General features: G+C 51.6%; 19 protein-coding genes and 1 pseudogene. 10 read left to right on the forward strand and 10 right to left on the reverse strand.

What is annotated here, in order from left to right; genetic code table 11:
* The first annotated feature begins 266 nt into the window (after positions 1-266).
* Complete coding sequence (gene tsr, locus NA986_RS19220) at positions 267-1,928, forward strand: methyl-accepting chemotaxis protein (protein WP_000919511.1); 1,662 nt, start codon at positions 267-269, stop codon at positions 1,926-1,928.
* Between the two features lie 111 nt (positions 1,929-2,039).
* Here tsr and NA986_RS19225 read toward each other — a convergent pair.
* Positions 2,040-2,114 (reverse strand): annotated as a pseudogene (locus NA986_RS19225) (GNAT family N-acetyltransferase); the annotation flags it as partial.
* 136 nt (positions 2,115-2,250) lie between these two features.
* Between NA986_RS19225 and NA986_RS19230 the strand changes: the two are divergent.
* The 7 genes from NA986_RS19230 (at position 2,251) to NA986_RS19260 (ending at position 9,749) form a co-directional block, all read left to right on the forward strand.
* Positions 2,251-5,016 (forward strand): sigma 54-interacting transcriptional regulator, encoded by a 2,766-nt coding sequence (locus NA986_RS19230; RefSeq protein WP_001224204.1) that lies wholly within the window; start codon positions 2,251-2,253, stop codon positions 5,014-5,016.
* A gap of 101 nt (positions 5,017-5,117) precedes the next feature.
* Entirely contained in the window at positions 5,118-5,540 is a 423-nt protein-coding gene (locus NA986_RS19235; RefSeq protein ID WP_023205824.1) for a PTS sugar transporter subunit IIA, read from the forward strand.
* 14 nt (positions 5,541-5,554) lie between these two features.
* The gene (locus tag NA986_RS19240) at positions 5,555-6,016 is read left to right on the forward strand and encodes a PTS sugar transporter subunit IIB (protein ID WP_000634729.1); all 462 of its coding nucleotides are present in this window, start codon (positions 5,555-5,557) and stop codon (positions 6,014-6,016) included.
* 25 nt (positions 6,017-6,041) lie between these two features.
* Positions 6,042-6,821, forward strand: a complete 780-nt coding sequence (locus NA986_RS19245) for a PTS mannose/fructose/sorbose/N-acetylgalactosamine transporter subunit IIC (protein WP_000228866.1) — start codon at positions 6,042-6,044, stop codon at positions 6,819-6,821.
* On the forward strand, positions 6,799-7,647 hold the full coding sequence (locus tag NA986_RS19250; RefSeq protein ID WP_000178065.1) for a PTS system mannose/fructose/sorbose family transporter subunit IID: 849 nt from the start codon (positions 6,799-6,801) through the stop codon (positions 7,645-7,647). The genes NA986_RS19245 and NA986_RS19250 overlap by 23 nt, the downstream gene beginning before the upstream one ends.
* A 12-nt stretch (positions 7,648-7,659) precedes the next feature.
* Entirely contained in the window at positions 7,660-8,721 is a 1,062-nt protein-coding gene (locus NA986_RS19255) for an SIS domain-containing protein (protein ID WP_023216447.1), read from the forward strand.
* 17 nt (positions 8,722-8,738) lie between these two features.
* A complete protein-coding gene (locus NA986_RS19260; protein ID WP_000900307.1) occupies positions 8,739-9,749 on the forward strand; it encodes an SIS domain-containing protein in 1,011 nt (336 codons plus the stop codon).
* 133 nt (positions 9,750-9,882) lie between these two features.
* Here the strand turns inward: NA986_RS19260 and opgB are convergent, their stop codons facing one another.
* From opgB to NA986_RS19290, 6 genes are all read right to left on the reverse strand, one after another.
* On the reverse strand, positions 9,883-12,174 hold the full coding sequence (opgB, locus tag NA986_RS19265) for a phosphatidylglycerol--membrane-oligosaccharide glycerophosphotransferase (protein ID WP_023216446.1): 2,292 nt from the start codon (positions 12,172-12,174) through the stop codon (positions 9,883-9,885).
* Between the two features lie 282 nt (positions 12,175-12,456).
* A complete protein-coding gene (locus tag NA986_RS19270; protein WP_023216445.1) occupies positions 12,457-12,918 on the reverse strand; it encodes a DUF2501 domain-containing protein in 462 nt (153 codons plus the stop codon).
* Positions 12,919-12,975: 57 nt separating this feature from the next.
* On the reverse strand, positions 12,976-13,713 hold the full coding sequence (gene dnaC, locus NA986_RS19275; RefSeq protein ID WP_000799924.1) for a DNA replication protein DnaC: 738 nt from the start codon (positions 13,711-13,713) through the stop codon (positions 12,976-12,978).
* A 2-nt stretch (positions 13,714-13,715) separates the two neighbouring features.
* Positions 13,716-14,255, reverse strand: coding sequence for a primosomal protein DnaT (dnaT, locus tag NA986_RS19280; RefSeq protein WP_000098578.1), 540 nt, complete (start codon positions 14,253-14,255; stop codon positions 13,716-13,718).
* 92 nt (positions 14,256-14,347) lie between these two features.
* Positions 14,348-14,821, reverse strand: a complete 474-nt coding sequence (locus NA986_RS19285) for a threonine/serine exporter (protein WP_000511329.1) — start codon at positions 14,819-14,821, stop codon at positions 14,348-14,350.
* Positions 14,812-15,588 (reverse strand): threonine/serine ThrE exporter family protein, encoded by a 777-nt coding sequence (locus NA986_RS19290; RefSeq protein ID WP_001727653.1) that lies wholly within the window; start codon positions 15,586-15,588, stop codon positions 14,812-14,814. The genes NA986_RS19285 and NA986_RS19290 overlap by 10 nt, the downstream gene beginning before the upstream one ends.
* Positions 15,589-16,300: 712 nt before the next feature.
* Between NA986_RS19290 and NA986_RS19295 the strand changes: the two genes are divergently transcribed.
* Positions 16,301-17,026 (forward strand): response regulator transcription factor, encoded by a 726-nt coding sequence (locus tag NA986_RS19295; RefSeq protein WP_000936665.1) that lies wholly within the window; start codon positions 16,301-16,303, stop codon positions 17,024-17,026.
* On the forward strand, positions 16,987-17,661 hold the full coding sequence (bglJ, locus tag NA986_RS19300; protein WP_000431551.1) for a DNA-binding transcriptional activator BglJ: 675 nt from the start codon (positions 16,987-16,989) through the stop codon (positions 17,659-17,661). The genes NA986_RS19295 and bglJ overlap by 40 nt, the downstream gene beginning before the upstream one ends.
* Positions 17,662-17,711: 50 nt before the next feature.
* Here bglJ and NA986_RS19305 read toward each other — a convergent pair whose 3' ends face one another.
* The 3 genes from NA986_RS19305 to NA986_RS19315 all read right to left on the reverse strand — a co-directional run bounded on the left by NA986_RS19305 (position 17,712) and on the right by NA986_RS19315 (position 20,285).
* Complete coding sequence (locus NA986_RS19305; RefSeq protein ID WP_000058276.1) at positions 17,712-18,170, reverse strand: YbaK/EbsC family protein; 459 nt, start codon at positions 18,168-18,170, stop codon at positions 17,712-17,714.
* Positions 18,171-18,311: 141 nt separating this feature from the next.
* Entirely contained in the window at positions 18,312-19,100 is a 789-nt protein-coding gene (fhuF, locus tag NA986_RS19310; RefSeq protein ID WP_023194248.1) for a siderophore-iron reductase FhuF, read from the reverse strand.
* Between the two features lie 120 nt (positions 19,101-19,220).
* Entirely contained in the window at positions 19,221-20,285 is a 1,065-nt protein-coding gene (locus NA986_RS19315; RefSeq protein WP_000211207.1) for a GGDEF domain-containing protein, read from the reverse strand.
* Between the last annotated feature and the right edge of the window lie 80 nt (positions 20,286-20,365).

Consider the following 20,365-nt stretch of genomic DNA (forward strand, 5'->3'; position numbering starts at 1 on the left):
CAGATCATCGCGCGCGTAAAGTTAGGTAAATCAGTGAGTGGTTGTATGGCGGTTTAAGCGGTCGGACGTACCGGTAAGCGGTTTCGCGGAGGAGGGCGTGGGCTATTTTATGTGATTGAGATCACGATATAAAATGGGACGATCCTTGTTGCGCGAGGCGTCATAACGACTTAACTGAGCTAATCGTGATATTAATGGCGCGCATCCCATAAAGTTTTCCCTTTCCAGGCCGAAAATTCTGTATCTGTCTAGCGGAAAGAGAAAACATGTTAAAGCGAATTAAAATTGTTACCAGCTTACTGCTGGTATTGGCGCTATTTGGCCTTTTACAACTGACATCCGGCGGGCTGTTCTTCAACTCGCTGAAGAATGACAAAGAAAACTTCACCGTATTGCAAACCATTCGTCAGCAGCAGTCTGCCCTGAATGCAACCTGGGTGGAACTGTTGCAAACGCGTAATACCCTGAATCGCGCGGGTATCCGCTGGATGATGGACCAGAGCAATATTGGCAGCGGCGCAACTGTCGCTGAACTGATGCAGGGGGCGACCAATACGCTGAAGCTGACCGAAAAAAACTGGGCGCAGTATGAGGCGTTACCGCGCGATCCACGTCAGAGTGAAGCGGCTTTCCTTGAGATCAAACGAACCTATGATATCTACCACGGTGCGTTGGCGGAGCTTATTCAGCTTCTTGGCGCGGGTAAGATTAACGAGTTTTTTGATCAACCGACTCAAAGCTATCAGGACGCTTTTGAGAAGCAGTACATGGCCTATATGCAGCAAAACGATCGTCTGTACGATATTGCTGTTGAGGATAACAACAGTTCCTACAACCAGGCGATGTGGGTACTGGTCAGTGTGCTGATTGCCGTTCTGGTGGTCATTATCGCCGTCTGGTTCGGCATCAAACTGTCGCTTATCGCCCCGATGAATCGTCTGATTGAAAGCATTCGTCATATCGCCAGCGGCGATCTGGTGAAGCGTATCGACGTGGAAGGCTCCAACGAAATGGGGCAGTTGGCTGAAAACCTGCGTCATATGCAAAGTGAACTGATGCGTACCGTTGGCGATGTACGTAACGGCGCGAATGCGATCTATAGCGGCGCCAGCGAGATTGCGATGGGCAACAACGATCTCTCTTCCCGTACTGAGCAGCAGGCAGCGTCTCTGGAAGAGACCGCCGCCAGTATGGAACAACTGACCGCCACCGTGAAACAGAACGCCGAAAACGCCCGTCAGGCCAGTCACCTGGCATTGAGCGCCTCTGAAACAGCGCAAAAAGGCGGCAAAGTGGTGGATAACGTCGTACAAACAATGCGCGATATCGCCTCCAGTTCGCAGAAAATCGCCGATATTATCAGCGTAATCGACGGTATTGCTTTCCAGACCAATATCCTGGCGCTGAATGCGGCGGTAGAAGCGGCGCGCGCAGGCGAGCAGGGACGCGGGTTCGCGGTGGTGGCCGGTGAAGTCCGTAATCTGGCCCAGCGTAGCGCGCAGGCGGCACGGGAGATCAAGAGTCTGATTGAGGATTCCGTGAGCCGTGTTGATGTGGGGTCGACGCTGGTCGAAAGCGCCGGTGAAACCATGGATGAGATCGTCAATGCAGTTACCCGCGTGACCGATATCATGGGCGAGATTGCCTCGGCGTCTGACGAGCAAAGCCGTGGTATCGACCAGGTGGGCCTGGCGGTAGCGGAGATGGATCGCGTAACGCAGCAGAACGCCTCGCTGGTGGAAGAGTCCGCCGCCGCGGCTGCGGCGCTGGAAGAGCAAGCCAGCCGTCTGACCCAGGCCGTCGCGGTGTTCCGTATTCACCAGCAACAGCAGCGTGCGCGTGAAGTGGCTGCGGTAAAAACCCCGGCAGCCGTGTCGTCACCAAAGGCCGCAGTGGCCGACGGCAGCGATAATTGGGAAACATTTTAAGGGCGTATGGTGAACAGTCGGCCTACAGATGACCGTAGGCCGGATGAGATGTTCACACTTTTGCCTGATGGCGTAGCGCTTACCAGGCCTGGCAGTCCGCGCAGGCCGATTTTAAACCAGCATCAGGCGCATGGCGCAGCGTGATTCATACGCGAGGCCGTGCGCCGCTTCCTCCTCTCTTTTCTGATATCGCGCGCTAATCCAACGTTGAGTGAAGGTGTGCGGTGATCCACAAAAAATGAATAAAGCGAGAGAACGCACGACAGGAGAGCCTTGTTTCGCGGCATCATAATTGCTGATGTGATAATCGTGAGAGGATACGATGCGCAAAGATGCCCTGCTTGCTTTCCTGATGAACCAAACGGATTTTTTTGATCCGGAAAATGTCAGTGAGGTGTTTACCGCGCGCTATCTGGCGCAGCGTTTTAATATGCAGCGCAATACCGCCAGCCATTATCTGAACCAACTGGTGGCGCAGGGCGTGCTCTGCAAAATCAATACCCGTCCCGTCTATTTCCTGCATAAGCAGGCATTTAGCCAACAGTTTTTTACCCTTTCGCGTAATGAATACGCCAGCGTCGCGGAGCTGTTAGCGCACGGGGAACAGGAGTGCGCGCCGGACGATCACTTTTCTCTGTTGATTGGTCATAACGAAAGCCTGAAGCGCCCGATTGAGCAACTGAAAACCGCGCTGTTTTATCCCGACGGCGGACTGCCGCTACTGATGACCGGCGAAAGCGGCACCGGTAAAAGTTATCTGGCGCAGCTCATGCACGAATATGCCATCGCCCAGGCGCTTCTGTCGCCGGATGCGCCATTTATCAGTTTTAATTGCGCCCAGTATGCGAGCAATCCCGAACTGCTGGCGGCGAATCTTTTTGGCTATGTGAAGGGCGCGTTTACCGGCGCGCAGAGCGACAGACCGGGCGCGTTCGAGGCGGCTGACGGCGGCATGTTATTTCTGGATGAAGTCCACCGGCTGAGCGCCGAAGGGCAGGAGAAGCTCTTTACCTGGCTCGATCGTGGTGAAATTTATCGGGTAGGCGACACCGCGCAGGGGCATCCGGTTTCGGTACGTCTGGTATTTGCGACGACCGAAGAGATACACAGTACCTTTCTGACGACATTTTTGCGACGCATCCCGATTCAGGTCAACCTGCCGGATCTCCAGCACCGCAGCCGCCAGGAAAAAGAGGCGCTGATCTTACTGTTTTTCTGGACGGAGGCGAAAAAACTTTCGGCCACGCTTATCCTCAAACCGCGTTTGTTGCAGATCCTCAATCAGTATGTTTATCGCGGCAACGTCGGCGAGCTGAAAAATGTGGTGAAGTATGCGGTGGCGACGGCATGGGCGAAAAAGCCTGGGCAGGAAACCGTTACCGTGTCGCTGCACGATCTGCCGGATGCCATGCTGTCGGCATTGCCGTCACTGAATGAACCGCTGGCGGACGACACGCCGGTGAGCATCTCGCCCGACACGAACCTTACCTGGCTGCTGCGCGCCCGCGACGAGATGCAGGGCATGATCCATGATACGCAGTGTCATGTGCTGGCGCTATACGAACTGGTACGTAGCGGGAAAGAGGAGTGGGAGACGGTACAAAAAAGAATGGGCGATGAAATTGAGACCCTCTTCGATCGCCTGATTTTTACCGGCGACGATAATGTGCACTCACAGCGGTTGCTGTTAATTACAAGCCAGGTGCGGGAAGAGTTTTATCGTCTGGAGAAGCGTTTCAATATGCAGCTTAACGGCAACTGTATTTACGCGCTTAGCCACTATTTAATCCATCGTACCGCACTGGCGCCTTCTCGTCTCAACAGCGAGCAGATCCGCCAACTGGACGCCTTCCTCGCCCAGAAATATCCGCTGCTGTACAGCTTCTGTTTACAAATTCTGGAGACGCTGGGCCAGAAGCTGGATCTGGAGCCGAGACGCATTGATATGCTGCTGCTGGCGCTTTGGCTGCATAAACAGGGGGCTAACAACCAAAAACAGGTGACGCATGCGGTGATTCTGGCGCATGGCTATGCCACAGCCAGCAGTATCGCCAACGTCGCCAACCGGTTACTGAAAAATACGATTTTTGAATCGTTCGATATGCCGCTGGACGTCACGCCGGAGGCGATAGCGCAGCAGGTGATGCGCTATCTGGAAGAGCATCCGCTCGCCTCCGGCCTGATGATTCTGGTGGATATGGGATCGCTCAAGGCCATTCATCGTCATTTTGATCGCGCGCTTTCCACGCCGGTGACGATTATCAACAACGTCTCGACCAGCATGGCCCTGTATGTAGGGGAGCGTATTTTACAGGGGCATTTTATTGAAGAGATCGCCCGCGATATCGCCCGGGATGTGCCGGTCGAGTATCAGCTATACTGGCCGAAAAGCAACAAACCGCGCGCCATACTGACCACCTGCGCGACCGGTATCGGTGTGGCGACAAATCTTTGCGCATTACTGAGCGCCAGTATTCCGCAGGCGCTGGAGATTGACGTCGTCGCCTGCGATTATGCGATGCTGGCGAGCAATAAAACCCAGGAGCCGGTATTTATGCGCTACGACGTACTGGCGATAGTCGGCACGTTGGACCCGCACATCGCCAGCGTGCCGTGGATTTCGCTCGACTCGCTGATCTCCGGCGAGGGGAATCACTATCTGATGCGGCTGTTTGGTTCGCTGACCACGCCGGAGCAGGTGGCGGAGATCAACAACCTGCTGCTGAAAAACTTCTCACTCCGACGAGTGATCGAATCCGTCACCATCCTCGACACCAGCAAAGTCATCAACCACGTTGAGCAGTTTCTGCTGCGCTATGAGCATCTGGCGGGCGTTACCGTCTCGAATGAAAGAAAGGTGGCGCTCTATGTGCATATTAGTTGCCTGATTGAGCGTCTGATCCGCCATGCGGGCATTACTGCCTGGAGTGGGCAACAGTGTCCGGAACAGGAACTGAATCGGCTACGGGAAGCGTTTAGTGTCATTGAGAGTAACTACAGTGTCAAAATCCCCACCGCCGAGCTTGGCTATATCCATAATATCCTGACCTTCGAAACAGAACTTATCGAGCAAGATCAACAGTTTTAACAATTTCCCTCTGTTAACCCGCATCTTTTTTCGGCGTGCCACTTTTTCTGGCACGCCGCTTGCTCTCTTTTATCACAGTGGAATGTGTTTTAGAGGTCAGGATGAAGAGACATTATATTTTCGCCAGCCACGGCACGCTGGCCAGCGGGGTTTTAAACTCCGTGGAGCTGATTTTAGGCAAACGGTCAAATGTCTGGACGCTGTGCGCTTACGTTGAAGAGAGCGTGGATTTAAGCCAGCAGGTAGATACGCTAATTGCCCAGATCCCGCCGGAAGATGAAATTATTGCGCTGACCGATATTTTTGCCGGCAGCGTGAATAATGAATTTGTCCGTTATTTATCACGGGAAAATTTTCATCTGCTGGCAGGGATTAACCTGCCGCTGGTTATCGATCTCTTTATGTCGGAAAACGATGGCAATACCACGCATACCATAATGACGGCGTTAGCGGATTCAAAAGAAAATATTCAGTACTGCAATCAAACTATCACCAGCGCCATGCAAAGCGATAAAGATTTTTAAGGGGAGGAAGCGTCATGATTGTTTTTTTACGGGTGGATCATCGTTTATTACATGGACAGGTCGCCTTTTCCTGGACGCAGTACGTTGGCGCAGACTGTATTTTAATTGCCAACGACAGCGTACCTAATGATGACCTGCGTAAAACCACCATTAAAATGGCGAAGCCGCCCGCGGTGAAGCTGGTTATTAAAAATATTGCCGATTCAATTGAAGCGATAAAAAGCGGCGTTACCGATAAATATAAACTTTTTATTGTTGTTGAATCCGTGGCGGATGCGTACCGGCTGGCGCGCGAATTACCCGACATTAAAAGTATTAATTTAGGCGGCACGAAGGTGCGTGAAGGGAGTCAGAATATTGCTAAAGCCATCAATCTGTTAGCGGATGAAATGACTCAACTTCGGGAGCTGGCGGCTGGCGGAGTAGAGATAGAAATTCGGCTGGTGCCTAACGATCGTAAACAACTTTTTGCCTGAGCGGATACCCTCCTGAGGACATATTATGGTAGAGGCGCTTTTACTTGGACTGGTGGCGTTTATCGCCCAGTCTGAATATGCATTAGGGACGTCGCTGATTTCCAGACCTATCGTGACCGGACTTTTAACCGGACTGGTGCTGGGCGACATGGAAACCGGAATTGTGATGGGCGCGACGCTGGAGTTGGCGTTTATCGGTTCCTTTTCGGTGGGCGCGTCGCTGCCGCCGGATGTGGTCACTGGCGGTATTTTAGGTGTGGCCTTTGCGATTAATTCCGGCGCTGGGGCGGAAACCGCGCTGTTATTAGGTTTGCCTATCGCGACACTGGCGTTAATTGTGAAAAATATCTATAACGGAATGTTTATTCCGTTGCTCTGTCATAAAGCCGATGCTTACGCTGAGGTGGGGGATACCCGGGGCATTGAGCGTATGCATTTAATCTCCGGCATTGGGCTGTCGCTGACGCTGGGGATTATCGTCACGGTCTCTTATTTAGCGGGCGTGAATATGGTTAAAGGTTTTCTGGATGCCATTCCAGAATTTATTAAACATGGATTAAGCGTTGCCACCGGTATTATTCCCGCGCTGGGTTTTGCCATGCTGGCGCGCTTATTAATTAATAAAAAGGTCGCCCCCTATTTTTTCCTCGGTTTTGTTTTAATGGCGTATTTAAAAATTCCGGTGACGGGTATTGCGATTCTCGGCGCGATCGTCGCCGTCGTGATGGTCAATATGCCGAAATTTGCGGCCTCGCAACCGGCACCTGCGCAAGGAGCGTCTCATGACGATGAAGATGATTTCTGATAAAGACCGCCAGCAGGCGGAAACCACTGGTCTGGTCACCGCGCGTGATTTACGCCGCGTCTTCTGGCGGTCATTCCAGATGGAGTTTTCCTGGAACTATGAACGACAAATGAACCTGGCGTTCGTCTATACGCTCATTCCGGTATTAAAGAAACTGTATAGCCGAAAAGAAGATCTTGCCGAAGCGCTAAAACGCCATCTGGCTTTCTTTAATACCACGCCGCACATTGTGACGTTGATCCTCGGTATTACCGTGGCGATGGAGGAGAAAAATAGCCAGCAAAAAGAGATGGACGCCAGTTCTATCGATAACGTCAAAGCGTCGTTAATGGGGCCGCTGGCGGGTATTGGCGACTCTTTTTTCTGGGGAACATTGCGTCTTATCGCCACTGGCATCGGTACCAGTCTGGCGCTGAAAGGCAATATTCTGGGGCCGATTTTATTTCTGCTGGTGTTTAACGTACCGCATATTCTGGCCCGCTGGTTCTTTACCCGCTGGGGCTATGTGCTGGGAACTGGCGTACTGCAACGTATTCAGCAAAGCGGAATGATGGAAAGCCTAACCTATGGCGCCTCGATTATCGGTCTGATGGTGGTTGGCGCGATGACGGCCTCCATGATTGATATCACCATTCCCATTACGTTTGGTACGGGAGAAGCGAAAACCCATGTTCAGGACATTATTAACGACATCATGCCTTGTCTGCTGCCGTTAATTAGCTTCGCCATTGTGTACTGGCTGTTAGGGAAAAAAGTGAAACCGTTAACCATCATTGGCGGTATTGCGCTGGTGGGAATTTTCGGTTCCTGGATAGGGTTATTTTAAGAGGGATACACAATGTCACCAACCATGCTGACCTATATTAACGAAGAGTCTGACGTCCTGGCGAATATTATTCGCCGCCATCGCCAGTCGCTGGAAGAAGTATCGCGGTTCGCCAGCCAAAAAACGTTACGGCGAATCCTGATATTAGCCACCGGATCGTCGTTGAATGCCGCCTTTTGCGCCCGTTATTTCTTTGAGCGCTGCGGTATCTCTATCGATATTAAAGAGCCGTACACCTTTAGCCAGTATGAGAATAGCGATCCGCAAGCCGATATGGTTATTGCTATTTCCCAGAGCGGGAAAAGCGCTTCTACCCTGGAGGCGATGCGTAAAGTTCAGGCGCAGGGACGTCCGGTATTCGCTCTGACCGCCGATCCGCAAAGCCCTCTTGGCAAGGCCAGTGATTATCCACTGGATATTCTGACCGGGATTGAGTCCGTCGGCTTTGTTACCCGTGGATTTAGCGCGACGGTACTGAATCTGTTGCTTATCGCGTTGTTAGTTGCCCGTCAGCAGCAGCGACTGACGGAATCGCAGGTCGAGGAGTATGTGGCGCAGCTTCAACGCATCGCGGCAACCCTGCCGTTGGTTATCGTGCGTACGGAAGCGTTTATTCACCAGCACCAGTCCGTTTTACGAAACGGGGCGCGTTTTGTGGCGATAGGCTACGGCGCGCTGGTTGGGGTGGCAAAAGAGTTGGAAACTAAATTTACCGAGACGGTACGTGTTCCCTCAAGCGGGTTTGAGCTGGAAGCCTATATGCACGGCCCGTATCTGGAAGCCAATGCGGAACACGTGATGTTCTTCTTTGAGGACCGGCCCGACGCGCGCTCCAGGGCGCTACGGGAGTATATGACGCCTGCGGTCGCCAAAACCTTTACTCTCACGCTGGCGAAGGCGGCGCAGGATGACCAGACGCTTGCGCTGGATGTAGCGGTTGATCACCATTTCTCGCCATTGCTGTTGATTGTGCCGGTACAACTCATGGCGTTTCATATCGCCTCACTGAAAGGCATCGACCTTTCGATACGCATTTTTGACGATTTCGATCGCGTTTTAAAAAGTAAAATCTGAACAATCAGGAGAAAAATATGTTGGGTTTTAATCAGGACGAGTACCTGACGAGTGCTCGTGAGATCATCGCTGCGCGCCAGAAGGCAGAACAGGTTGCTGACGAGATTTATCAGGCCGGGTTCAGTTCTTTATTTTTCGCCTCTGTTGGCGGTTCACTGGCGCCAATGATGGCAATTAATGAATTTGCCAAAGAATTAACAACGTTGCCGGTTTATGTTGAGCAGGCGGCAGAATTAATTCATAAAGGAAATAAGCGGCTGAATAAAGACTCTGTGGTTATTACGCTGTCTAAATCCGGTGATACCAAAGAATCGGTGGCGATCGCCGAGTGGTGTAAAGCGCAGGGAATACGCGTAGTCGCTATTACCAAAAATGCGGACTCTCCGCTGGCGCAGGCGGCGACATGGCATATTCCGATGCGTCACAAAAATGGCGTGGAATATGAATATATGCTGCTGTACTGGCTGTTTTTCCGCGTGCTGTCGCGCAATAACGAATTCGCCAGTTACGATCGCTTCGCCAGCCAACTGGAAATTCTGCCGGCGAATCTGCTGAAAGCGAAACAAAAATTTGATCCGCAGGCGGACGCTATCGCCAGCCGTTATCATAACAGCGATTATATGATGTGGGTCGGCGGCGCGGAGATGTGGGGCGAGGTCTATCTGTTCTCCATGTGTATCCTGGAAGAGATGCAGTGGAAGCGCACGCGCCCCGTCAGCTCTGCGGAATTTTTCCACGGCGCTCTGGAGCTGCTGGAAAAAGACGTTCCGCTCATTCTGGTGAAAGGGGAAGGGAAATGCCGCGCGCTGGATGAACGCGTTGAGCGTTTTGCCAGTAAAATTACCGATAACCTGGTGGTGATTGATCCGAAAGCGTATGCGCTGGACGGTATTGATGATGAGTTCCGCTGGATCATGGCGCCGTGTGTTGTTTCGACATTGTTAGTTGACCGACTGGCGGCGCACTTTGAGAAATATACCGGCCACAGTCTGGATATTCGTCGTTACTACCGTCAGTTCGATTATTAACAGAAAGGGGCGTGTAGCATATACAGTGCCTGATGGCGCTTCGCTTATCAGGCCTGTGCGCCAGTTTATTAATAAAGATGATGTGTAGGCCGGGTAAGGCGCAGCCGCCACCCGGCATATATGACCTTCTCTTTTAACCCTCAACATTCACCACTTTGATTTCCACCATGCCAATCCCCAATTTGCGCGGCGAATGGCCCAAAATATTACCTTCGTTGGTGGAGACGGGAGCGGGCGGCGCAATGACTAGGGTATTCGCGTCCGTCGGGTTGTTGAAATGTAGCGTGATAGTGGACACATCGTGACCCAGCACCAGCGTCTGCTCTTCGTTGCCTACGCGTACCGGAATCGGCCGATTCGCGTTGTCGCCGAAGGCTTTGGCGGTGATCACCAGATCAAACTTTTTCGGCAGCGGCGCTTTATATTCGATTTTAACCTCATCGCCCAACTGCGCATTTGACCAGCGGCCCCAGGACTCCGGCCGGGAAATGCCGCTAAACTGCTTCACCTCCTCCGGCGCGCCCGCCACATTAAAGATAAAGCTATCAGCTTTATAACGAATATCGTTATCGACAATCTTTAAGGTATCGACGTTGCCTTTATAGCGTTCCATATCGATCATCGTGTCTTTAAACGCCGTCTTGCCTTTCCACTGCGCTTTATCGACATGCTGTACGGTTTGCTGCCCGCCAAGCTGGCCCTGCGAGACACACCAGTCGGTAGAAAGCGCCAGCTCCGGCGCCCATAACTGCGCCATCTTGTAGCAGCGGTCGACCCAGACGAAGTTATCGCGCGGGGCAAAATCGGCGAGTTGGAAGCGCAGCGGGGCGGAGTATTCGCTTTCCGGCAGCGGCTCGACGCGCTTATCCGACACCCGCAACAGCAGCGGTAAGCGGAAGTGGCTGCCGGAAAAAGCGATCATGTTTTTGTCCCGATCGACGGTAAAATCTTTTATCTCTTTCGGGAAATTCCACAGGCGAATGATATCCGGCTTCATCGCCAGCACTTTCTCTTTTACATTCAGGAACACTTCCGACAGCGACTGCCCGGAAAGGCTGCTACGTCCCAGACCGATAAAATTATCGCCGCCGAGAATATCCAGCACCGTTGCGCCGTTGTCCATCGTGTTGCGTTTGACCGCCAGCGTCTCCTGCTGCGGTTTATCGCCGCGCAGAATAAAAAACAGATTGTTGCGATCTTGCTTATTCAGGTATTTCCAGGCCGTATTATTCATCGCCAGATGGTCGGAAGAGACGACGATAACGGTATCTTTAAACCACGGTGACGCTTTGATTTTGTTGATAAACTCGGCGATGTTTTCCTGGCTGCAACTTACGGCGCTAAAGGACTGATTGGGCTTGCCGTCGTAATCGTAGCGTTTGCGGTTGCAGGTGCGTGAGATAAACCCGTCCGGGTGGTGAGTATCTACGGTCAGCGTAAACAGCGAAAACCGCTGGCCTGAGCGGGAAAGCGCTTCAAATTTCTTCCATGCCTCATCAAGCACCGTATCGTCGTAGAAGCCCCAGTCGTTACGATAAGACGGGTCCGCCACCACCGTTTTTAGCTCTTCAGCGCCGTACAGATGATCAAATCCGTGTGATTTCAGGAACACGTCTTTCCCGGCAAAACGCAGGTTAGCTCCCTGCACGAAATAGTTCTGGTAGCCGGAGTTTTTCAGAATGTCGCCGAGGCAGATATTCTGCGGGAAGAAGCTGGAAACCGACGCGGACGCATTGCCCTCAAACGGCGCAAACAGCGGAATACCACACTGGGAAGCCACCATCCCGGCGATGGTGTAATCCGTTCCCGGCAGTTGCATGGTATGGCTGAAATCCAGCCCCTCATTTTTCAGCGCGCCCAACTCTGGCGTGAGATTGGGGAACGCGTCATTATCAAAATAGGTCCGTTCCAGGCTCTCGCCGTAGATATAGACCAGATTGAGCTTCGGATTAGGAATGGTTTTTGCTGGTTCTTTATAATAAACGGCAAAATCCGGATCGCCATCGCGCATTTGTGATTTTACCAGTTCGGTAATCTGGCGAAACGCCGGGCTGGCGTCGACCGAACCCAACGCCAGCAGTAACGCCAGCAGGCTGTAACCGACATGATGAGGATGGTGACGGCGGCGGCGTAGTACCCATCCCAGCGCGCCGAATACCGCCACTAACGCCAGGGCAATGCCGATTCCCGGCAGAATATATTTGCCGACTCCCGCTCCCGTCAGACTATTCGTGAGCGTATAAAGCACTGCGTCGTTGATCCCGTCGCCGGTAAAATAGTCGCTGGCATACAGGGTAATATTCAGAATGACAAAAAGTCCCAGCACCGTGAGAGTGGCGGCAAACCACCAGGTGTTACGGCCCGCCTTCCAGGCATATATCAGCACAGAGGCGAGAAACAGAGCGACAGAGAGCAACTCGGACAACTGACGATCCTCAATAAACCAGGCTTATCGCTGGCAGGAAAAAATTTCTAACAATGTAATAGCGATGTCACATTGCTGCAATTCTAATGACTTTACACGGCGCTGCTATTTAGAATGAGTTTAGAAAGTTGGTTTTTTGATCGGCATCACTTCCTGCCATAGCGGTTAATAACAGGAAAAGACGAAGAGAAAAATCGGGTTAATGCCGTGTTGGCGGGTAAAGGGCCAAAACACGGCTTTTAACAGGGCGTCCCGGCGTGGCGCACGGTCAGAAAAACGCAGTCAGGAGAGGAAATTCAGCCCTTGCTGCAACACCAGATCGCAAGCTTTGGTTTTCACCTTTTCCGCCAGCGGCGTACTGCCGATATTATTGAGGTTCAACTGCTGGCCGTCCTTCGTCTTGAGCAACCCTTGCAGGCCGTTCAGGTAGTTAGTGTCCTGCTCCTGCTGTGTGGTATCCAACCCCAACTTGTTCAGAATCTGATTTTTAACGTTTTCCACGTTGGTAGCGGACGCCAGTTTCTGTTTGGCGCAGTACTGCAAAATACCGGCGGCATTATTCATATTATCGGCGCTGAGCGACTGGGCACCTCTGCTGAGCAGACCGGTTAGCGCAGAAAGCGACATCCCGCCCTGCTGTGCGTTCGCGCCCTGAGCGCTTAACTGACTGGCGGCAATACCGCTGGTGGAAATCAGTACGCTGACGATCGCCGCGCAGCACAGAACATGTTTCGCTGTATTCATGGTAATCACCTGTGTTATGCCAGCCAGGCGTTGTATCGCCCTGGCGCACGTTGCAATTTAATACTCTTTACCCGTCACCCGGCTGCGGTAACTGTCCCAGGTAAAATTAACCCATAAACTGTTGCCGAGACGCATACGGTCCATGACGCGTTCGCCAAGCATTTTCGTCATCTCTTCCATATTGCTGTTCGTCAACATGCCGGTGGGACGTTTTGACGAGGAACGACGATCGACAATTTGATTGATGATCACTTTTTCATAGCGGGATTCGGTCTGCACGCCGATCTCGTCGATCACCAACAGATCAACGTTACTCAGATCGTTAAGCAACTGCTCTTCGCTGGTTTCCCGATTGCTGAACGTGTCTTTCATCGCTGACATAATATCCGCCACGGTGATAATCAGTACCGACTTTCCGCGCAGCAGCAGCTCGTTACAAATAGCCGCGGCGAGATGATTTTTACCGGTTCCCGGCTTGCCGGAAAAGACAAAGCTGGCGATATTGCCGTCAAATTCATCAACGTATTGTCGGGCTTTGCTTAACGCGTTCATTTGTCCGTCGCACTCAACCCGATAGTTATCAAACGAACAGTTTTGATGCAGCGGTCGAATGCCGGAACGGTTAAAGGTGCGCTGCATTTTCATTGCCCGATTTTCCCGCGCCAGCGCCGCCGCCCGGATCTCGCCTTGCTCTTTCTGCCACGCCAGCAGTTCTTCGCCCGTTTTAAACGCCGGTGTAATATGCGCAGGCATCATTTTTTGTAGACGCTGCATCAGGTCGCCAACATTTTTCATCGTTACCCCCTAAAACCTGGTGGAATATGATTGTCAGGTTCGCTGACGCTATTGATGTCGCGCTGCGGCATTCCGCCATTGCTGGAACGGCTGATTTGCACGCTGCGCGCCAGCTTTTGCTGCCACTGGATATGGTGAAAAACCTTACCTTCCGCCTGCCAGTAGGCGATAAACGCCGCCAGCTCTTCTGCGGTGACTGGCTCCCGAAGCGCCACGCCCCAAAGGGCAGCCTGACGCTGAAAATCCGCATCCGGTTGCCAGGCGGGATACATGGCGAATTTTCCGCAGGGAATCGCAACGGGGGCGGCTTCGGGTTCTTCGTAAAATTGCGCGTCTAACGCCACATCGCTTCCCGGACGTGATAACTTTTCTTCAAGCGCCAGCAGTTCAGCCATGCGTGCAGGCGTCACGGCATAAAAGGCAGGCGCATTATTAGCGAATACCGCCACTGCGCCGCCCGTTGACTTCGCCAGCACAGCATGATGATCGTGTAAAAGGACGTCAATACCGATGACGTCCGACGTTAAAATTCTGGAAGACATAATGTTTCTCAATATGGAACAACAACCGAGAAGGGCGACTGTTTTTATAGTACCACACAGACCTGTAAGAACAGCAGGAGGCGTTCCACCATTCACACGCGGGGGCGTTTGCGGTACAGCCATAATCCCGGTACAGAGAGGCCAATTGAGAGGGCGCCAACAATGGAAGAGGCTTTCAGAAAATTGGTCAGCAGCGTAATCATCATCGGTTCGCTATAGCCCAGATGGCTAATTTTTACTGCGGAAATCATCGCGGTATAGGCGGAAATCCCCGGAAACATCGGGATCACGGCCGCGACGGTAAACACTTTAGGGTGAGCGAGATACCAGCGTGACCACTGAATACCAATACTGCCGACCAGCAGCGAAGCCATAAACGTCGACCATTCGATATTAAAACCAGCGCTCATCATCAGCATACGCGAGCCATGACCCAGCGCCCCCAGTAGCGCGCACCACGGAAGCGCCCGGTGGGGAACATTAAAGACCATCGCAAACCCGACGGCGGGGATCGCAGACAAGATCATGTCCTGCATAAGCGCCAGTAAAAAGTCGATTATACCCATCCTCGTAGCCCCCATACTGTCATTGACATCACTACGCCCACACAGGTGGCCAGTGTCAACAGGCTGGCGATAGCCCAGCGCGCCAGCCCGGTATTAATATGTCCTTTAAACATATCTGCGACGGAATTAATCAGCGGAAAGCCCGGCACCAGTAGCAGTACGCTCGCCGCCATGGCGATAGTGGGCGTCTGGCTAAAGGCGGGAAGGGTGAGCATCAGCCCGGAAATCGTGGTAGCGACAAAGGCGGTAATGCAAAAATTGATCTGCGGATGTAAATGCCGCTGCGCCAGCATCTGGCGAATATACATGGCTATCATACTGGCGAAAAAGGTGATAACCGCGCCATCCCAGCCGCCATTATTCAGCTTACAAAAGCAGGAGCAGGAAAGACCGACCATAAACGCCACCAGCCAGCGCGGATAACGCAGCGGGCGGAGCTGGCTAAAGCGTTTTTCCACGCCTTTGTAATCCAGCAGACGATGTTCCGCGAGGATAACGATATGCTGAACCTCCGTGACGACGTGCATATTAATGCCGCGATCCTGGTTTTTACGTGTCGATGTCAGACATTGTCCGTCTTTAATGGTCGTCAGTACAATGGCGTTAGAGGAGATCGCGCTTTCGACGCTATCCATACCGAGCGCCAAACCGAGTCGGGTGGAAAGCTCATCAACCAGTGCGCTTTCCGCCCCGTGCTGCAATAAAAGCAGCCCGCATTGAATACATAACCGTGTTACTGCTCGTTGAATTGATTGCTCTTCTTGCATGACTCGTCCTGTCCGAAAAGACATTCTATGCGCCGCCACTATGACAGAGGCTTTCTTTTTAACACGAAGCGCAGGCATGATGGCGTTGGTTAAGATCAATTTCTTGTTGATAAAAACGTCAACCACCAGACGCAACGCATAAGCTTCCTGAGACGTGCGCTTCGTCACAGGCAGGATATCCTTATGGGCGACGGTTCTCGTATGTCCGTTTCCAGAATAGAGGCATTATGCCAGCCTGGCCGCTCATTTTTGAATCAATGATGTGGTGAATTTTATCAACTATATGCATTAATGGTTTAACCACAATGGCGTGAGCAGCGGGCGTAAAAATAGGCATGACTTAGTGTAATTCGCAGATATTACATGGGTTTTATGGATGGTAGACAGTATTGTTGGGCTTTTGTTTTAGGACTCAGCAATATGAATGAAGGGCGAACTCATATTTTAAATTTATTAATATGATGCGTTTTCGTTAGAATTGCTAATGTGCAAATTTAGTTAATTTAATTGTCTTGCTTCTGGTTTTATGAGTAACTATGCGATAGTGATTTCATGTTTTTGTGCTATGTGGATTGTAGCGCAATCGATGTTAGATATTTAAAAATAAAACAAGGATAATTAATCCACTCGGCCTATATTTCTTTGCGATCATTGTTAATAGTGTTTTTATTAATGGGGCAATGAAAAGTGGCGGCGTGGGTGCGGAGGAATTATGCTGCCAGGATGCTGCAAAAATGGACTTATTATCAGTAAAACCCCTCTTATACAGGAAGGCCTTAAAGGGGCTATAACAGGTAATTTCCCCGATTATAAACTGGCGTATTGTCGTACGATAGAAGAGCTAACGCTGCTACAGCTACGCCGGAGTAATTTAGTTATTGCTGATTTAGCAGTTAACAATGCCTCTTCCCGCGCTATCTGCGAATATTTTTATAGCTTAATCTCGCAATATCGCGACATACATTGGGTATTTCTGGTTCCTAAATCCTGCTATCCACATGCGGTTGATCTCCTGATGGGCCCCGTCAGCACCTTGCTTTCAGACGAAGAGCCAATCGAGAATCTTATTAGCGTTATCCATGCGGGAAACGCTCGCTCAGAAAGAATAAGTAAAACGTTATTATCGCCTCAGGTACCGTCTGAAATTCAGCAGGCCCACGACAGGCCGATTGTCCTTACGCTGTCTGAACGAAAAGTATTACGCCTTTTAGGAAAAGGGTGGGGCATTAACCAAATTGCGGCGTTACTTAAAAAAAGTAATAAAACAATTAGCGCCCAAAAAAATAGCGCCATGCGACGCTTATCAATACACAGTAATGCAGAGATGTATGCATGGATAAACAGTTCTCAGGGAGCCAGAGAATTGAACCTACCTTCGGTATATGGAGAAACCATGGAATGGAAAACAGAATCAGCAAGAGAAATGTTGCGCTCGTAGAAAAATGCGTGATGAGCACCATTGGTATTAAAGGGCTATTTGATGCAATGCCGGATTGCCGACATACGCTTCATATTTTTTCAAAACCATCCGCGTTTTATAAGTCTGCGCTAAAGACGCCGTTTTCTGCCGTTATTTTTTCTCTTTCTGCGTTAAGAACTGAACGCCGGACAGGATTATCCAGCCTGACGGAACTGGCGATAAATTATCCCCATATGCGGCGTCTGGTGATTGCCGATGATGATGCTGAAGCCCGCTTAATCAGCGCGCTATCCCCGCTGCCGCTGGATGGGGTCATCAGCAAAGCGTCGCCGTTGGATGTTTTACAGGATGCCTTATTTACATCGCTTAATAGCGCCCGGCGGACAACGGAGCGTACAGACAATCTTTGGGAACTTCACCAGAATTGTATGCTCAGTCCAACCGAGCGGGAGATTCTGCGTTTCATGTCGAACGGCTACTCAATGCCGCAAATTGCCGTCCAGTTAGAACGTAACATTAAGACTATCCGGGCGCATAAGTTTAATGTGATGTCCAAGCTGGGCGTGAGTTCTGATGCCGGGTTACTCGATGCGGCGGATATTCTGTTATATCTGCGCGCCGGCGATGCTACCGCGCTCCAGCATCGGGTATAGCCCGCGCCGGATGCGCCGTGCTTGTTCGGGGAATCCGGGTGTCAGGCACGTTATTGGCACACGTCTACCCAGGTCGCCGATGTCAGTTCAGCCATTCTTTCCGGCGTGATGCGTACCGCGCTGTGCGTGGCGCCTGCGGCAGGCAATACTTCGTTATACCCCTTCAGAGAGATGTCGCAATAAACGGGCAGCGGGTGCTCCAGCCCAAAGGGACATACGCCGCCGACAGGATGTCCGGTTGCATTGACCACTTCATCGCTGCTCAACATACGGGCTTTTGCGCCGAAAGTGGTTTTAAGCTTCTTATTATCCAGGCGGGCATCGCCTTTCGCGACCACCAGGATAATGGTGTCTTTTACTTTAAGCGAGAGCGTTTTAGCTATCTGCCCTGGCTCTACGTTGTGCGCTTTGGCTGCCAGCTCGACAGTCGCTGTACTTTGATTTAATTCGATAATTTCAATATCGGGAGCATGATCGGCCAGAAATTGCCGTACAGATTGCAGACTCATTCTTCTCTCCTGAGACCTTACCAATAGCCACGGTAGACCCAAAAATGGCAAAACGTAATTTGGCATACGGAGAGCGCCGCTGTAAATATAATAATGTGACAGGCCAGCAGCAGTAAGCCGTGACGATAACTGAAGGCAAGTTTACTTTAGCGTGCAGTCGCCGCACTGCTGTACGTCAGGTAAGCGGTAACGTTGGCAGCAGGTTCTGCGTACCAGAAGACCGTCGCGCATTACGACGGTCCGCCACAGCGGGTTATCCTGACCGTCGGATAGCTGCTTTTCAAAAAAACAGCGCTGGCGTAGCGTTGCCAGCAGGGCTTCGCCAAGCAGCGGTTTCATCTCAGTCAGATACCAGTTGATTAAATAACCGGTATTGCTCCAGATAAGTTTCGCGTTGATGTCGCCAGTCGCCTCCAGCGCCTGAATGACCGGCTGTAGTGCGGAGACTATCAGCGTTTCCATTCGTTCTTCCGGGGAACGCCCCGTTGCCAGGTTATCCTGATGCACATCAAGCCAGAAACACGCGGCGCGCCCGGTTTCATGAAATTCAACGTGAATATGTTCTGCCGAGACATCGATAGCGCGCGCTTGCGTCAGTAATGCCAGCATCAGCGGCGGCGCCATCAGCCCGATATACCATTGCGCCCACAGGGAGAGTAACGGCTTATTTTCACGTGGCAGGCCTGGCGTGTGCCGATAGATGTGATCGGAATAGGCGGCCAGCAATGAACGAAACGTCGCGGGGCGCGTCCACTGGGCAAGAGTCATCGCCGTTGGCGGCGGTGTTTCATCCAGCCGGATGAAGTCCAACAGGTGCTCACGGGTAGAGGCGATCGTCTCGCGTACTGCGTCCGCCAGCGAGGCGTCTTCCGGCTGGGGAGCAGCTCGCCAGATAATATCGTCAGCAATCGGTGCGGAACGGTAGGCCATAGCGCAGTTTAATGATGTTAATCTAAATGATAATTATTACTAATCCTATCGATAGCGATAAACGATGGCAAGCGGTTTATGGTTAACGCTGTTGGCGTAGCACGATTACGTCAGCAGGATTCATAGGGCGCGCATGTCGTCGCTGACCAGAATGTGGTTACGTCCAAGATGCTTGGCTTCGTAGAGCGCTTTATCCGCTTTTTCGATAGCGTCTCCGATATTGCGATCCGTCAGGGGCGCAATGCCGATACTGACAGTGACATTGGTGGCGACGCTTTCGTTAAACATATGCGGGATTTTAAGATCGTATACTTCCTGTCGGATACGTTCTGCGGTAGCGCGGGCTTGCTGTGGTTCGGCGGTGGTCAGCAACACCAGAAATTCTTCCCCGCCAAAACGGCAGACGACATCGCGCGATCGCACGGCGTCCCGAATTGCCGCTGAGACGCGGATTAACGCCTGATCGCCCATCATATGACCGTAGTGATCGTTATACGCTTTGAAATGATCGATATCCAATAGCAGGACGTAGTGTTCATGGCTGCCCGGCGCCTGTAACGTATCCAGCCGATTTTGCAGGCCACGGCGGTTATATAAGCCGGTTAATGGATCAAGCATGCTCAGGCCATTGAGGGTTTCCCGCTCGGCCAGCAGCTTAAACATGAGCTGTTGGGCAAAATTATCGTAGCGTTTCTGGATAACATGTTGAATAGCGATTCCCACCATTGGCAGGGCCAGCAAATAGAGAATTCGCAAACCTTGTTCATTACCGTTCAGCCACAGGCAGACCGCGACTGGCGGTAGCGAATAGAGCGTAAACGCGACGATATTCGCGGCAAAGGCTATCGAGCCGATAAACAGAACGCTAAGCAGGGAGATCAGTAAAAAAGAGAAATCATAATGGCCTAACGCCGGATACTTTAGCGCAATATGCGCCGCCCATATTCCCCCAAAGAGTAGGGAGATAAAGGGGAGATTAATTCTTTTTTGTCCATATTTCCCATGCCATATCAACAGTAATACGCTCAGGACCACTATCCCGATCATTGGCGTGCAAAATACATTGATCTGATAAAGGGGGAAAACGAGAGTAAATAGCGCCGACACGGCGTTGAGAAACAAGAAAAGACGTAAAGAAAACTGATACTTCTTAATACGAAGCGACCGCCAGGATGGTGTTGTCATGGGTAATTGTCGTTATTTATCGGTGATATACACGGAATCGGGCGCCAACATGAAAATAACGTATGAGAAAAGGTCGCCTA

This window comes from Salmonella sp. NW177 (assembly GCF_051811585.1).
Taxonomy (GTDB): Bacteria; Pseudomonadota; Gammaproteobacteria; order Enterobacterales; family Enterobacteriaceae; genus Salmonella; species Salmonella enterica.

What these genes read in the sequence shown, in the direction of transcription:
- NA986_RS19235 (WP_023205824.1), top strand. Translation starts at nt 5,118, where the DNA reads ATGAAGAGACATTATATTTTCGCCAGCCACGGCACGCTGGCCAGCGGG.
- NA986_RS19305 (WP_000058276.1), bottom strand. Translation starts at nt 18,170, where the DNA reads ATGAGTCTGCAATCTGTACGGCAATTTCTGGCCGATCATGCTCCCGAT.
- NA986_RS19260 (WP_000900307.1), top strand. Translation starts at nt 8,739, where the DNA reads ATGTTGGGTTTTAATCAGGACGAGTACCTGACGAGTGCTCGTGAGATC.
- NA986_RS19230 (WP_001224204.1), top strand. Translation starts at nt 2,251, where the DNA reads ATGCGCAAAGATGCCCTGCTTGCTTTCCTGATGAACCAAACGGATTTT.
- fhuF (WP_023194248.1), bottom strand. Translation starts at nt 19,100, where the DNA reads ATGGCCTACCGTTCCGCACCGATTGCTGACGATATTATCTGGCGAGCT.
- dnaT (WP_000098578.1), bottom strand. Translation starts at nt 14,255, where the DNA reads ATGTCTTCCAGAATTTTAACGTCGGACGTCATCGGTATTGACGTCCTT.
- NA986_RS19270 (WP_023216445.1), bottom strand. Translation starts at nt 12,918, where the DNA reads ATGAATACAGCGAAACATGTTCTGTGCTGCGCGGCGATCGTCAGCGTA.
- bglJ (WP_000431551.1), top strand. Translation starts at nt 16,987, where the DNA reads ATGGAAAACAGAATCAGCAAGAGAAATGTTGCGCTCGTAGAAAAATGC.
- NA986_RS19255 (WP_023216447.1), top strand. Translation starts at nt 7,660, where the DNA reads ATGTCACCAACCATGCTGACCTATATTAACGAAGAGTCTGACGTCCTG.
- NA986_RS19240 (WP_000634729.1), top strand. Translation starts at nt 5,555, where the DNA reads ATGATTGTTTTTTTACGGGTGGATCATCGTTTATTACATGGACAGGTC.
- NA986_RS19285 (WP_000511329.1), bottom strand. Translation starts at nt 14,821, where the DNA reads ATGGGTATAATCGACTTTTTACTGGCGCTTATGCAGGACATGATCTTG.
- NA986_RS19295 (WP_000936665.1), top strand. Translation starts at nt 16,301, where the DNA reads ATGCTGCCAGGATGCTGCAAAAATGGACTTATTATCAGTAAAACCCCT.
- NA986_RS19250 (WP_000178065.1), top strand. Translation starts at nt 6,799, where the DNA reads ATGACGATGAAGATGATTTCTGATAAAGACCGCCAGCAGGCGGAAACC.
- NA986_RS19290 (WP_001727653.1), bottom strand. Translation starts at nt 15,588, where the DNA reads ATGCAAGAAGAGCAATCAATTCAACGAGCAGTAACACGGTTATGTATT.
- dnaC (WP_000799924.1), bottom strand. Translation starts at nt 13,713, where the DNA reads ATGAAAAATGTTGGCGACCTGATGCAGCGTCTACAAAAAATGATGCCT.
- NA986_RS19315 (WP_000211207.1), bottom strand. Translation starts at nt 20,285, where the DNA reads ATGACAACACCATCCTGGCGGTCGCTTCGTATTAAGAAGTATCAGTTT.
- tsr (WP_000919511.1), top strand. Translation starts at nt 267, where the DNA reads ATGTTAAAGCGAATTAAAATTGTTACCAGCTTACTGCTGGTATTGGCG.
- NA986_RS19245 (WP_000228866.1), top strand. Translation starts at nt 6,042, where the DNA reads ATGGTAGAGGCGCTTTTACTTGGACTGGTGGCGTTTATCGCCCAGTCT.